Origin of the sequence: Rhodococcus sp. NPDC076796, from assembly GCF_040702765.1 — a bacterium.
GTDB lineage: Bacteria > Actinomycetota > Actinomycetes > Mycobacteriales > Mycobacteriaceae > Rhodococcoides.
In genome coordinates this window covers 42,823-55,883 of record NZ_JBFBMS010000008.1, presented here as the reverse complement: position 1 = coordinate 55,883, position 13,061 = coordinate 42,823, and the positions used below count along the sequence as shown (strand labels likewise).

General features: G+C 64.5%; 11 protein-coding genes. 3 read left to right on the top strand and 8 right to left on the bottom strand.

What is annotated here, in order from left to right:
- Nucleotides 1–123: 123 nt before the first annotated feature.
- Complete coding sequence (locus AB0366_RS21040) at nucleotides 124–1,458, top strand: ABC transporter substrate-binding protein (protein WP_347871091.1); 1,335 nt, start codon at nucleotides 124–126, stop codon at nucleotides 1,456–1,458.
- Nucleotides 1,459–1,603: 145 nt separating this feature from the next.
- Here AB0366_RS21040 and AB0366_RS21035 read toward each other — a convergent pair whose 3' ends face one another.
- Genes AB0366_RS21035 through AB0366_RS21020 form a run of 4 tightly spaced genes read right to left on the bottom strand, consistent with a single transcriptional unit; the run spans nucleotide 1,604 to nucleotide 5,813 of the window.
- Nucleotides 1,604–2,419, bottom strand: coding sequence for an ABC transporter ATP-binding protein (locus tag AB0366_RS21035; RefSeq protein WP_121869703.1), 816 nt, complete (start codon nucleotides 2,417–2,419; stop codon nucleotides 1,604–1,606).
- Entirely contained in the window at nucleotides 2,419–3,426 is a 1,008-nt protein-coding gene (locus tag AB0366_RS21030) for an ABC transporter ATP-binding protein (protein ID WP_347871092.1), read from the bottom strand. Before AB0366_RS21030 ends, AB0366_RS21035 begins: the two co-directional genes overlap by 1 nt.
- A gap of 52 nt (nucleotides 3,427–3,478) precedes the next feature.
- Nucleotides 3,479–4,468: a branched-chain amino acid ABC transporter permease gene (locus tag AB0366_RS21025; RefSeq protein ID WP_121869704.1), complete on the bottom strand. Its 990-nt coding sequence runs from the start codon at nucleotides 4,466–4,468 to the stop codon at nucleotides 3,479–3,481.
- A 4-nt stretch (nucleotides 4,469–4,472) separates the two neighbouring features.
- Nucleotides 4,473–5,813: a branched-chain amino acid ABC transporter permease gene (locus AB0366_RS21020; RefSeq protein WP_366245643.1), complete on the bottom strand. Its 1,341-nt coding sequence runs from the start codon at nucleotides 5,811–5,813 to the stop codon at nucleotides 4,473–4,475.
- Between the two features lie 259 nt (nucleotides 5,814–6,072).
- On the opposite strand from AB0366_RS21020, the gene polA reads away from it, so the two are divergent.
- Nucleotides 6,073–8,814 carry a DNA polymerase I gene (polA, locus tag AB0366_RS21015; RefSeq protein WP_121869705.1) on the top strand — a complete coding sequence of 914 codons (2,742 nt, stop codon included), beginning with the start codon at nucleotides 6,073–6,075 and terminating at the stop codon, nucleotides 8,812–8,814.
- A 77-nt stretch (nucleotides 8,815–8,891) separates the two neighbouring features.
- Here polA and trxA read toward each other — a convergent pair whose 3' ends face one another.
- The 3 genes from trxA to AB0366_RS21000 form a co-directional block, all read right to left on the bottom strand.
- Nucleotides 8,892–9,263: a thioredoxin gene (gene trxA / locus AB0366_RS21010; RefSeq protein WP_032394311.1), complete on the bottom strand. Its 372-nt coding sequence runs from the start codon at nucleotides 9,261–9,263 to the stop codon at nucleotides 8,892–8,894.
- 85 nt (nucleotides 9,264–9,348) lie between these two features.
- On the bottom strand, nucleotides 9,349–10,347 hold the full coding sequence (locus AB0366_RS21005) for a helix-turn-helix domain-containing protein (RefSeq protein ID WP_366245641.1): 999 nt from the start codon (nucleotides 10,345–10,347) through the stop codon (nucleotides 9,349–9,351).
- A gap of 209 nt (nucleotides 10,348–10,556) precedes the next feature.
- A complete protein-coding gene (locus AB0366_RS21000; protein ID WP_366245640.1) occupies nucleotides 10,557–11,063 on the bottom strand; it encodes a 2'-5' RNA ligase family protein in 507 nt (168 codons plus the stop codon).
- Nucleotides 11,064–11,073: 10 nt separating this feature from the next.
- Between AB0366_RS21000 and AB0366_RS20995 the strand changes: the two genes are divergently transcribed.
- Nucleotides 11,074–12,171, top strand: coding sequence for an isocitrate/isopropylmalate family dehydrogenase (locus tag AB0366_RS20995; RefSeq protein ID WP_366245761.1), 1,098 nt, complete (start codon nucleotides 11,074–11,076; stop codon nucleotides 12,169–12,171).
- A gap of 15 nt (nucleotides 12,172–12,186) precedes the next feature.
- Here the strand turns inward: AB0366_RS20995 and AB0366_RS20990 are convergent, their stop codons facing one another.
- Nucleotides 12,187–13,014, bottom strand: coding sequence for a class I SAM-dependent methyltransferase (locus AB0366_RS20990; RefSeq protein ID WP_121869709.1), 828 nt, complete (start codon nucleotides 13,012–13,014; stop codon nucleotides 12,187–12,189).
- Nucleotides 13,015–13,061: the final 47 nt, after the last annotated feature.

The window sequence follows — 13,061 nt, the reverse complement described above, 5'->3', positions numbered from 1 at the left end:
GTCAGGTCACGAGCCTCGTTCTAGGCCTTGCGAATCGGCTCCGAGCGTTAGCGTCTGATCCACACGTGAGCCACATGCAACTCAGGTGCGCTTCAACGACGAGCAATTTCAAGGAGAACCTAGATGGCAATTCGGACCTATGTCCGCACGGCTGCGGTGGTGAGCGTTACCTCGCTCGCACTGTTCGGCTGTTCGTCGAGCGACGACTCGGGCTCGACCGACTCCACCACGGCCAGCGGCGGCACTGCAGCCGCGGAAACGACCGTCTCCACCGATTGCGAGCCCGAGCAGGCCACAGCAGGGGCCACGCCCGTCACCGATCCTCTGGTCGTCGGAACCTTGCTGCCCAACACCGGCAGCCTGGCCTTCCTCGGACCGCCCGAGGTCGCTGGTGTCCAGCTCGCAGTCAACGACATCAACGCTGCCGGTGGTGTCTTGGACCAGCCGGTCACGCTGATCCCCGGCGACTCCGGTGACACCACCACCGACACCGCCAACACCACCGTCGACCGCCTGCTCGCAGGCGGTGCCGACGTCATCGTCGGTGCAGCGTCCTCGGCAGTCTCCCTGCAGGTCATCGACAAGATCACCAGCGCGGGCGTCGTGCAGATCTCGCCGGCCAACACGTCCGACCAGTTCGTCTGCTACCCGGACAGCGGCCTCTACTTCCGCACCGCTCCCACCGATGTGCTGCAGGCTCAGGCCCTCGCGGACCTCATCGCCCAGGACGGTGCCCAGCGGGTGTCGATCCTCGCCCTGAACGACCCGTACGGAACGGGCTTGGCCAACAACACGGTCGAGAACCTCGAAGCCGCGGGAATCGCGTCCGATCAGCTTCAGACGATCATCTACGATCCCAACGCTCAGTCGTACAACGCCGAGATCGACGACGTGAACAACTTCGCACCCGATGCTGTCGCCGTGATCGGATTCGACGAGTCCGCTCGCATCATCACCCGTATGCACGAGCTCGGAATCGGACCGTCCGACGGCACGTTGGTCTACGGCGTCGACGGCAATATGGGTAACGCACTCGGCGAGTCGATGGCTCCGGGTCTGCTCGACACGATGCGGGGCACCACGCCGCTGACCGACGTCGGTACCGCGTTCCAGGACCGACTCAAGACCGTCGATCCCGCGCTCGTCGACTTCAACTACGCGGGTGAGTCCTACGACGCCGTGGTGATTCCTGCGCTGGCAGCAGTTCAGGCCGGATCGACTGCGGGCGTGGATATTGCGGCCAACATCAACAGTGTCACCAAGGACGGCGAGAAGTGCACGACGTTCGAGGAATGCCTCCCGCTGCTGCAGGCCGGCACCGACATCGACTACGACGGTGTCACCGGTGCACTCAACTTCAGTGACGCAGGCGAACCGGCAACCGGTTCGTACGGCAACCTGGTCTTCGGGCCGGACAACACCCTCACCACGGATGGATACATCGTCGTCGGTGAGTGATCTGTAACTGTCACACAGCCACTGGGCCCGAGTCCTCGATCAGGACTCGGGCCCAGTGGCTTGCGTACGCGCCGCACGTTCGACGCCAGCGAGAAGGCCCCGGTTCGATGTCGATCGAACCGGGGCCTTCGTCGCTGTCGAGCAGCTACTTCTTCTCTTTGCTTCCTGCCAGTGTGCCGAGATACAGCTCGATCACCTTCGGGTCGTTCATCAACGCCGGACCGGTATCGGTGTAGGCGTTGCGGCCCTGATCGAGAACGTATCCGCGGTCGCAGATCTGCAGGCATCGACGCGCATTCTGCTCGACCATGATGATCGAGACACCGGCCGCATTGATCTTCTTGCAGCGGATGAACACCTCGTCCTGGAACATCGGAGACAACCCGGCCGACGGCTCGTCGAGCAGCAGTACCGATGGCTCCATCATCAGCGCGCGGCCCATCGCCACCATCTGGCGCTCACCGCCGGAGAGAGCGCCGGCTTTGACCTTGCGGCGGTCGCTCAGAAGCGGAAAGAGCTCGCTGACGAAATCGAAGCGCTCGTTGAACTTCTTGGGACGCAGATAGATTCCCATTTCGAGGTTCTCTTCGATGGTGAGCGACGGGAACACATTCTGCGTCTGCGGGACGTAGCCGACGCCTTTCGTCACCAGCACGTGCGCCTCCGCGGACGTAATGGTGTCTCCGCGCAGTTTGACGCTGCCCTCCCGAACGGCAACGAGCCCGAACAGCGTCTTCAGCAGAGTCGACTTGCCGGCCCCGTTGGGGCCGATGATCCCGACGATCTCCCCGTCGTTGAGGAAGAAGTTGCACTCACTGAGGATGTTCACACCGGGGATGTACCCGGCGACCAAGCCGTCGGCGCGCAGTAGAGCACCTTCGGCGAGGCGGGCGTGTTCCCCGGGCGTGGCCGCGAACTCCGCGGGCGTCAGTTGCTGCTTCTCGGTGGTCGGTTCGCTCATCAGTTGACCTCCTTGGCCCGGTGGGATCCACCGTGGGTGGTGTCGGGCTTCACGAATTCCGGTTCCGACAGATCGCCACCGGCCGCAAGTTCCTCGACCTCGGCTTTCTTCAGTACCTCTGCCAGTTCGGCAGTGGCACCGACGGGATTGCCGTCGGCATCGAATTCGAGAGCCTGATCGTGGTGACTGCCGAGATACGCATCGACGACGGCACCGTTGTTCGAGAGCTCCTCCGGCGTCGATTCAGCGATCACACTGCCCTGCGCCATCACCACCACCCAGTCGCTGATGTCTCGGATGACGTCCATGTCGTGTTCGACGAACACCACCGTCATGCCGTCGTCGCGCAGTGACTTGATGTGCCCCAGAAGTGATTGCGTCAGTGCGGGATTGACCCCGGCCATCGGCTCGTCGAGCATCACCACGGACGGGTCGGTCATCAGCGCGCGGGCCATCTCGAGCAGTTTGCGCTGGCCGCCGGACAATGATCCGGCGAGGTCGTCGGCCTTGGCATCGAGTTTGAAGCGAGCGAGCAGCTCGTTCGCGCGCTCGGTGACCTCACGCTCCTGTGCCTTCCAGGTCCACGGGAGAAAGGTGTTCAGAATGCGTTCGCCGCGTTGCCCGGTGGCACCGAGGCGAACATTGTCCAGCACGGTGAGCTTCGACAGTGCTTTGGTGAGCTGGAACGTTCTGACGACACCCTTGCGGGCCACCTGGTGCGGATGCATCTTGCCCAGTTCCTGACCGTCCATCGACCAGGTGCCGGTGTCGGGTCGATCGAACCCGGTGAGCAGATTGAAGAGCGTCGTCTTGCCTGCACCGTTCGGGCCGATCAGACCGGTGATGCAGCCGCGTTGTATCTCGAGATGCGCTACGTCGACGGCCTTGAGACCGCCGAACGTGCGCGAGATGCCATCCACCACGAGAGTCGGATCGGGTTTCGCCGAGCCGGGTTCACCTGCCACTCCGGCGAACAGCGCCGCACGCTGATCGGCGTCGAGGGCCATGGCCGCCCGTGATTCGAGGGTGCTGGGATTCTTGTTCGGCGAGTTCTTCGCGTCAGGCATTGAGCTGAACCTCTCGCTTGTTGCCGAGAATGCCCTGGGGTCTGAACACCATCAGTAGTGCGATCAGGATTCCCAGGAGGACGAAACGGGTGGCACCGACCTGCTGCTCGGTGAGGTCGAGCAGCGGATCCGGCCCCGAGATGGCTTGACGCAGAATGGCGTCCGGGATCGAAAGCAGGAACCAGAACAGCATGGCTCCGACGACGGGACCGAACACAGTAGCCGCGCCGCCGAGAATCAGGGCTCCGAAAGCGAAGAACGTCTGCGCCGTGGAGTAGAAGTCGGGGTTGATCGACTTGGTCTGCAGTGCGTTGAAGACACCGCCCATGCCGCCGATCACACCACCGAGCACGAGCGCCTGCATCTTGTACACGAAGACGTTCTTACCGAGCGAGCGTGCCGCATCCTCGTCTTCGCGCACCGCTTTCAGGACGCGACCCCACGGGCTGTGTGTCAGGAGATAGACGACGCCGCAGAGGATGAGGACCAGCGACCAACCGACGACCATGGCCCACAGATCGTCACCGTAGAACTTCACCCCGACGAAGTCGTATTGCTTGCCCGAATCGAACGGGCTGAGCGAGGTGAACGGATCGGCAAATCCGAACAGGCCGTTGGTCGATGCGGTCACCGAGTCGCTGGCCGTGGATCTGAACACGAGACGAAGGATTTCCGAGGCGGCGATCGTGACGATGGCCAGGTAGTCGGCGCGCAGTCGTAGCGTGGGAATGCCCAGCACCAGAGCCAACAGACCGGCGGCACCGAGGCCGACCAGAATGCCCAACCACAGCGGTTGCTCGTAGGTGATGGTCATGATGCCAACGCCGTAGCCGCCGAGCAGCGCGAAGCCGATCTGACCGAAGTTGAGCAGGCCGGCGTAGCCGAAGTGCAGGTTCAGGCCGATGGCGAGCAGCGCGTAGAAGATCGCGGACGGCCCGACGAGTTGAGCGAGGGAAACCTGGAGTGCTCCGAGAATATCCATGAGGTCACCCGATCCTTTGCCGCGAGCCGAGTATGCCCTGCGGCCTGACGATGAGGATGAGTATCAAGACGAGCAGTCCTCCGATGTACTTGAGATCGGGATTGATGATCAGCGTCGACCACTGCACGAGCAGACCGACGATGACGCAGCCGAGGAAGGCCCCGTACGCGGTTCCCAGTCCCCCCAATGTGATTCCGGCGAACATCAGCAGTAGGAGCTTGAAGCCCATCTCCCACTGCACGCGACCGGCGAGTTCGGAGAGACCGAACAGAACACCGCCGAGGGCGGCGAGACCGCCGCCGAGGCACCAGACGAACGTCACGACACGCTCGACATTGATGCCCGAGGATGCGGCGAGGTCGCGATTGTCGGCGACGGCGCGCATGGCCTTGCCGATTCGCGTGCGCTGCAACATGAGTGCCACACCGACGAGGACCACCACGCTGATGATGATGCACGCGAGGTTGACGTTGGTGATGGCGAACGGGCCCCACTCGTTCTGAGTCTGAGCCTGGTAATCCGCGAACGGCTCGGCTCGGTCCGAGAAGAAGATGAGGATCAGGTAGCGGAGCGCGATCGCGAGGCCGATGGACACCACGAGCTGAGCAATGAGGCCGGTTCGACGTTTTCGCAACGGTTTCCAGATGGCCGCATTGTTGAGCCAGCCGATCGCGACGCCGACGATGATCGCGAGGATCGTGGCCGGGATGAGTTGGATACCCATCGTGACGTTGAAGACCCAGGCCGCAACCGCGCCGAGCGTGACCAGCTCACCGTGCGCGAAGTTCGTCAGTCCGGTGGTTCCGAAGATCAGGCTCAGGCCGACGGCCGCGAGCGCGATGACGAGTCCGAACCGGAAGCCGTCCACCGTGGTTCGCAGGAACTGCTCCCAGACCGGGACGCTGGTGGCGGTTCTGGCCTCACCGAACGAGAAGATGACGGTGTTGGAGCGCCCGGCCTGCACATCGCGCTGGACCTCGCCCTGGACGCTGACACCGTCGGGGAGCGTTTCCTCGACGACCTGGAATGTGTATGTGCCGGGGGACAATTCGAGGGTCCACCGGCCGCCGGTTTCACTGGTGGTGCGGGCGACTTCGGAGCCGGACGCGTCGAGCGCAGCGACGTCGACGCCGATGAGTCGTTCGCCACCGTTGTTGAGAGATCCGGCGACGCTGACCGCGTCCGCGGGCGGTGCCTGTTCGGCACTGGTCCCCGGTGCTGCCGGGGGAGAGGGGGTAGGTTCCTGGGCCAATGCCGGCGCACTGAACAGCAGCGCGGCAATGGAACTCAGAACGGCGAGTAGGAGTGTTCGCTGGAAGAGCCGAACGGCAGATCTTGCGCGCAACCTCGGCGGTTGCACCTTTCTGGTCCATCGAACATTTGGAGCCACGCACGTCCTCCGGACGGTTGTCGTTGTGCCACGGGAATGGGGTTTTCTGCAATTGTCGGACTCTATCCGCTGAAACGACGCAAAATCGGCGACTGAGATTTCCGGAAAGTATCGGTTGTGTTTCGCGGTGCGCGACGCTCGCCGTGAGTGCGATCGCGGCTGCCGCATGCATCCGGCTACGAGTTGTCGGACCGGCTCCCTAGACTGGTCAACCGTGAGCCCAGTAACCGAGAAAAGTGCAGCGCCCGCAGCCGAGACCGATGCGAAAGCAGGCGGGGAGCGGCCCACGTTGCTGCTCATCGACGGCCACTCGATGGCGTTCCGTGCCTTCTTCGCGTTACCTGCGGACAACTTCAAGACCACCAGCGGTCAGTCCACCAATGCCGTGTACGGGTTCACCTCGATGTTGATCAATCTGCTGCGGGACGAGAAACCGACGCACATCGCGGCGGCGTTCGACGTCTCACGGCAGACCTTCCGCGCCGAGCGGTTCCCCGAGTACAAGGCCAACCGCAGCAAGACGCCGGACGAGTTCGCCGGCCAGGTCGACATCACCAAGGACGTACTCGGGGCCATGGGTATCCCGGTGATGGCAGAGGCGGGCTTCGAGGCGGACGACATCATCGCCACCCTGGTGACCCAGGCGGAGGCGCTCGGCTACCGCGTTCTGGTGGTCACCGGCGACCGCGATGCGCTCCAGTTGGTGACCGACAACGTCACGGTGTTGTATCCGCGCAAGGGTGTCTCGGATCTGACTCGGTTCACCCCCGACGAGGTCGCCACCAAGTACGGATTGACGCCGTCGCAGTACCCGGACTTCGCGGCCCTGCGCGGCGACCCGAGCGACAACCTCCCCGGCATTCCCGGGGTCGGCGAGAAGACGGCGACCAAGTGGATCATCGAATACGGTTCCCTCACCGCTCTCGTCGACAACGTGGACAAGGTCAAGGGCAAAGTGGGAGATGCACTGCGCGCCAACCTGTCGAGTGTGGTGCTCAACCGCGAGCTCACCGAGATGGTGCGCGACGTGCCGTTGCCCTACACCCCCGATCAGCTCGAACTGGCTCCGTGGGATCGCGAGAAGATCCATGCCTTGTTCGACGATCTGGAGTTCCGCATTCTGCGGGACCGTTTGTTCGAGACTCTCGCGTCGGTCGAACCCGAAGCAGAGGAGGGTTTCGACGTCCGCGGCGGCATCGTCGCGCCGGGCGAACTGGCCGCGTGGCTCGCAGAACACGCAGCCGACGGCCGGCGCAGCGGGTTGTCGATCCTCGGCCCGCGTCGGCCGTTCGACAGCGACGCGACGTCGGTGGCGATCGCTGCGGCCGACGGTGAGGGGGCGTTCGTCACGACGACTGCTCTGGACGAATCCGACGAGCAGGCACTCGCCGCCTGGCTCGCCGATCCGGCGCAACCCAAGGCGCTGCACGAGGCCAAGTGGGCTCTGCACGCGGTTCGTGGGCGCGGCTGGACCCTCGGCGGGTTGACCACCGACACCGCCCTGGCGGCGTACCTGGTGCGGCCCGGTCAGCGATCGTTCAACCTCGACGACCTGTCGTTGCGCTACCTCAAACGCGAACTCCGGGTGGAGGATGCGGGTGAAGGTCAGATGTCGTTGCTCGACGCCGAGGACACCGCCGATGCGGCGTTCGCAGAGGGCGAGATCCTCAAGGCGCGGGCCGTCATCGACCTGGCCGATGCACTGGACGCCGAGCTCGCCGCCATCGAGTCGACCACCCTGCTCTCCGAGATGGAGCTGCCGCTGCTGACGGTGTTGGCCGATGTCGAGGCAACCGGTATCGCCGTGAACGGTGATCACCTCCGCGCACTGCAGTCCGGATTCGCTGCGCAGGTGGACGAGGCCGCGAACTCCGCCTACGGCGTGATCGACAAGCAGATCAACCTCGGGTCACCGAAGCAGTTGCAGGTGGTGCTGTTCGAGGAACTCGACATGCCCAAGACGAAGAAGACCAAGACCGGGTACACCACCGATGCCGATGCGCTGCAAGGGTTGTTCGAGAAGACCGAGCACCCGTTCCTGAAGTTTCTGCTCGATCACCGGGACGCGACGCGGATGAAGGTGACGGTCGACGGCCTGCTGAAATCCGTTGCCGACGACGGACGCATTCACACGACGTTCAATCAGACGGTCGCGGCCACCGGACGACTGTCGTCCACCGAGCCGAACCTGCAGAACATTCCGGTTCGCAACGAGGCGGGCCGGCACATCCGGGACGGCTTCGTCGTCGGGGCGGGGTACGACACCCTGCTCACCGCCGACTACAGCCAGATCGAGATGCGCATCATGGCGCACGTCTCCGGCGACGAAGGGCTGATCGAGGCGTTCAACACCGGCGAGGATCTGCACAGCTTCGTCGGTGCCCGGGCATTCGGCGTGCCGATCGAGGAGGTCACCCCCGAACTGCGCCGCCGGGTCAAGGCGATGTCCTACGGACTGGCCTACGGGCTCAGCGCTTTCGGTCTCGCCGCGCAGCTCAAGATCTCCACCGACGAGGCGAAGCAGCAGATGGAGGCGTATTTCGCGCGGTTCGGAGGCGTCCGTGACTATCTGCGCAACGCCGTCGAGGAAGCGCGCAAGGTGGGGTACACCTCCACGCTGTACGGCAGGCGCCGCTACTTGCCCGATCTCAACAGCGACAATCGTCAGCGTCGCGAGGTGGCCGAGCGGGCCGCACTCAATGCCCCGATCCAGGGCACTGCCGCAGACATCATCAAGGTTGCGATGATCGACGTACACAAGTCGCTGGCGGAGTCGACGCTGAAGTCACGAATGCTGTTGCAGGTACACGACGAATTGGTGCTCGAGGTCGTCGAATCCGAGCGCGAGGAAGTCGAGGCACTGGTACGCGACAAGATGTCCTCGGCCATCGAACTGTCGGTGCCCCTCGAAGTCTCGGTCGGCACCGGGCGCAGCTGGGATGCCGCAGCACACTGATTCGACCTGTGGCCAGGCGAAGGGCCGCTCACCGAATTCGGTGAGCGGCCCTTCACTCAATGTGCAGCGACCAGAAATTACTCCGCCGCGGGAGCCTGCTCGGCGATCTGCTGGCGCACGACGTCCATGTCGAGTGCCTTGATCTGACCGACGAGGTCCTCGAGCGCCGGTGCAGGCAGTGCGCCGGGCTGTGCGTAGACGAGAATTCCTTCGCGGAACGCCATGATCGTCGGGATCGACTGGATCTGCGCTGCCGCAGCAAGGCCCTGCTCGGCCTCGGTGTCGACCTTGGCGTGCACGACGTCGGGGTGCGCGTCGGACGACTTCTCGAAGGTGGGAGCGAACTGGCGGCACGGTCCGCACCAGGACGCCCAGAAATCGACCAACACCACGTCGTTGCTTGTCACGATCTCGTCGAAATTCTGCTGGGTCAAAGTCTGAGTGGCCACGCGGTCCCTTTCGATTGATTGCGCTTCTGGTGTGTCTCAACGCAGGTACTCGCCGGAATCATCCCGGCTGTGTACGGCCCCCTGCTCAGGCGGGCTGGGGTGCGGCACGGAACGTGCGGCGATACGAATTGGGCGTGGTGCATCGCAATCGCACGAAATGCTGACGGAGGGCCGCGGCGTTTCCGAAGCCGACCACCTCGGCAATCGAATCCATCGGCAGGTCGGAGTTCTCCAACAGCTGCTGCGCAGCCAGTACTCGTTGGTCGTTGAGCCAGCGTGCGGGAGTCGTTCCGATCTCGGCCGCGAACTTGCGGGCGAAGGTTCGCGCAGACATGTTCACCCGCGCCGCCAATCGACCGATGGTGAGCTCGGAGTCGAGATTCTCGGTCATCCAGTCCAGCAGCGGAGCCAGTGTCTCGGTGCGAGTGGCGGGCAGGGGACTGGCGACGAATTGAGCCTGGCCGCCGTCACGATGCGGAGGAACGACCATCCTGCGGGCGATGCCGTTCGCCACGACACTGCCCTGGTACTTGCGCACGATGTGCAGGCACAGGTCGATGCCGGCTGCCGTGCCGGCGCTGGTGAGTACGTTGCCGGCATCGACGTAGAGGACATTCGGATCCACCTGTGCCAGCGGGTATTTCGCGGCCAATGAAGCAGAGTGCCGCCAATGCGTCGTGCAGGGTCGGCCGTCGAGGAGTCCCGCCTTGCCGAGTACGAAGGCGCCGTTGCAGAGGCTCGCGACCATTGCGCCTCGTTCCACCGCCGCGCGTAGTTTGGCCAGCAGAGGTTCGATGGATGCGTCGTATTCGGTGCCGCAGACGTAGCTGCCGTCGACTGCCGCCTCGGTGCCCCCGGCCGGGATGATGATCAGGTCGGCGCTGTCGAGACTGTCGAGATTGTGTGGCACGTCGATGGTGTAACCGACGCGGGTGCGGATCGGTTGGGGGACACCCGCGATCAGGGAGAAGTCGTAGGTGGGAAGGCCCTCGTCCGAGCGATCGAATCCGAACACCTCGCAGGCGACGCCCAGCTCGAAAGGTTCGGTCAACGGCATCAGCGCGACGACCACTCGTTTCAGCATGCGTAGAAGTATGGCAGAAAGTCGTCGATATGTGGCGTTACTGCCACTCGTGCACTGTCTCTGCAGGTTGGAAGCTAGCGGCATGACAATTGTATTGGTGCTTGTGCTGCTTTTCCTGGCCCTCGACGCCCTCGTGCTCGCAGGCTTCGCTCCCGATACCCACGCGGAGGTGACTCAGTTCGGTGACTATCGGTTCTGACGTTCGCCGATCATCCGATTCGCCATTCACGTTTGCCCTCGCCGTCCCATCTGCGCAGCGCAACTGCAGATCCGACCAGATCGTCGACGTCCACCGAGAGCAGGCGCACCGCTGCTCCTGCCTCCTCGGGCGTCAACCGTCGGGCGACCGTCACGTGAGGTGTCCAACGGCCGGGTTCGAGGTGGTCGAGCGATCGTTCGCCCACGGTCTCGTACAGCCGGGCGTGCAGATCGAGCAACTCTCTCGACGGAACGACCAGTCGCGCCAGCGTGATCGTTCGACCACCGAACACGACGAGCCCACCGAGACGCACATCGAACGGATCGAAGCGGACCGCATCGCCGTCGTCCACCGCGGCCGGCATCGACGATGCCACCGCGACGGTGACGTGCGGGCGGTTCGACTCACCGAGGTGGCGGTCCTGGCTCGGGAGGCCGGCTTCGGACAGTGCCGCCCACTCGCGGCGAACCGCGGCGTCGAGGCCGGCGTCGAGGAGAAGTTCTGCGGACTGCACCATGGAGGCCATGATGTCGCAGACGGACGGCCGGAATGCAACGGCGCTACGGATCGGGGCCATGCCCGGCGACGGGATAGGCCACGAGATCGTGCCCGCAACGATCCGGGTGGTCGACGCGGCCCTGGCAGCCGTCGGTGGACCGGCAGTCGATTGGGTGCACCTGCCGCTGGGCCTAGGTGCCATCGACGAGCACGGGACGCCCATGCCCGATTCCACGCTCTCGAAGTTGGGCGAGCTCGAAAGCTGGATTCTCGGACCGCACGACAGCGCGTCCTATCCGGACCCGTTCCGGTCACAGCTGACTCCGGGCGGACGGATTCGCAAGAATTTCGATCTGTTCGCCAACATCCGGCCGGCTAGAACGCTGCCCGGCGTGCGGGCGGTGTCCCCGCGGATGGATCTGGTGGTCGTGCGGGAGAACACCGAGGGGTTCTACGCCGATCGCAACATGTTCGTCGGCAGCGGGGAGTTCATGCCCACTCCCGATGTGGCACTGGCGGTCGGAGTGTTCACGCGCGCGGCCTGCGAACGCATTGCACGTGAGGCATTCTCGTTGGCCGAGCGCCGCAGCAGGAAGCTGACGATCGTGCACAAGACCAATGTGCTCTCGATGACGACGGGGCTGTTCCGCGATGCGTGCCGCGCAGTGGGAGAGCAGTTTCCGCACGTCGACGTGACCGAGGAACACGTTGACGCGCTTGCGGCGCACCTGGTTCGACGGGGCGAGGATTACGACGTCATCGTGGCCGAGAACATGTTCGGCGACATTCTGTCGGATCTGACGGGCGAGCTGTCCGGGTCGCTGGGCACCGCGCCGTCGATCAACTCCTCGGAAACCCAGGCGATGGCGCAGGCCTCGCACGGATCGGCCCCGGACATCGCAGGAAAGAACCGTGCCAACCCGACAGCGCTCTTCCTGTCGGCTGCGATGTTGCTCGAGTGGCTCGCCCCGCGGCATCGGGACGAACGGTTGGCCGCGGCCGCAGGCAGGATCCGACACGCCGTCGACGCCACGGTCGAATCCGGGGTCGCGACAGCCGACCTCGGCGGGCAGGCGTCGACCAGTGCCTTCACCGAGGCCGTCGAAGCCCGGGTGCACCGGCGCTGATCGCAGCGTTGTCGGTCAGAGCGGTTTGCGGCTACTGAAGATCGCGGTGCCGGGAAAGAGTTGCCCGCGCAGTGGGCTCCACTGACCCCACTCGCGGTCGAGCCACTCCGGCCAGTCCGGCTCGACGATGTCGCGCACTTCGAGACCTGCGTCGACCAGCTCGCGCACGCGATCACCGATCGTGCGGTGGTGCTCCACGTAATTGGGGGTCCCGTCGGCGTCGTACTCGACGTACGGGGTTCGATCGAAGTACGGAATCGTCGCGGTCAGACCGCCCACCCCGGGATCGTCGGGGAACACCCAGCGCATCGGGTGGTTGACCGCGAACACCCAGATCCCGCCCGGCCGCAGGACCCGCGCCACTTCCTTCATCACATTGGCGGAGTCCGCGACGAACGGCACGGCACCGAAGGCCGAGCAGACGATGTCGAACCGTTCGTCGGCGAACGGCAAGGACTCGGCACTGGCCTGCACCAGCGGAACCGTCGACCCGCCTGCGGTCATGGCATCGACGCCGCGCTGCAACATGCCCATCGAGATGTCGAGACCGATCGCGCGCGCACCCTGAGTCCCGAGCCAGCGGGCGCACGGTGCGCTGCCGCAGCCCACCTCGAGGACGTCCTTGTCCGCGACATCGCCCAGCAGATGCACGTCGCCCTCGTGCAGACCCTCCGGGCACCAGACGAACTCCCCGGATTCGGTCGATACTCCCAGAAACGCGCCGTGCGTACGGTGGTAGCTCTCGGCGTCGGAATCCCACCAGAGACGACTCGCGCGGTCGCTCGCGACCGAATCGATTCGGCCGCGGCCGGGAGTGGACGACGGTGTGGAAAGATCGGTCACACGCCGACTCTAACCGGGTTTGTGCTGGTACTGCGGCATCGCGTACC

Bases quoted from the DNA above. Each gene is read 5' to 3' on its own strand.
- AB0366_RS20995 (WP_366245761.1), top strand. From the start codon at position 11,074: ATGTCGCAGACGGACGGCCGGAATGCAACGGCGCTACGGATCGGGGCC.
- AB0366_RS21030 (WP_347871092.1), bottom strand. From the start codon at position 3,426: ATGGCCCTCGACGCCGATCAGCGTGCGGCGCTGTTCGCCGGAGTGGCA.
- AB0366_RS21000 (WP_366245640.1), bottom strand. From the start codon at position 11,063: ATGGTGCAGTCCGCAGAACTTCTCCTCGACGCCGGCCTCGACGCCGCG.
- AB0366_RS21035 (WP_121869703.1), bottom strand. From the start codon at position 2,419: ATGAGCGAACCGACCACCGAGAAGCAGCAACTGACGCCCGCGGAGTTC.
- AB0366_RS21025 (WP_121869704.1), bottom strand. From the start codon at position 4,468: ATGGATATTCTCGGAGCACTCCAGGTTTCCCTCGCTCAACTCGTCGGG.
- AB0366_RS21040 (WP_347871091.1), top strand. From the start codon at position 124: ATGGCAATTCGGACCTATGTCCGCACGGCTGCGGTGGTGAGCGTTACC.
- AB0366_RS21005 (WP_366245641.1), bottom strand. From the start codon at position 10,347: ATGCTGAAACGAGTGGTCGTCGCGCTGATGCCGTTGACCGAACCTTTC.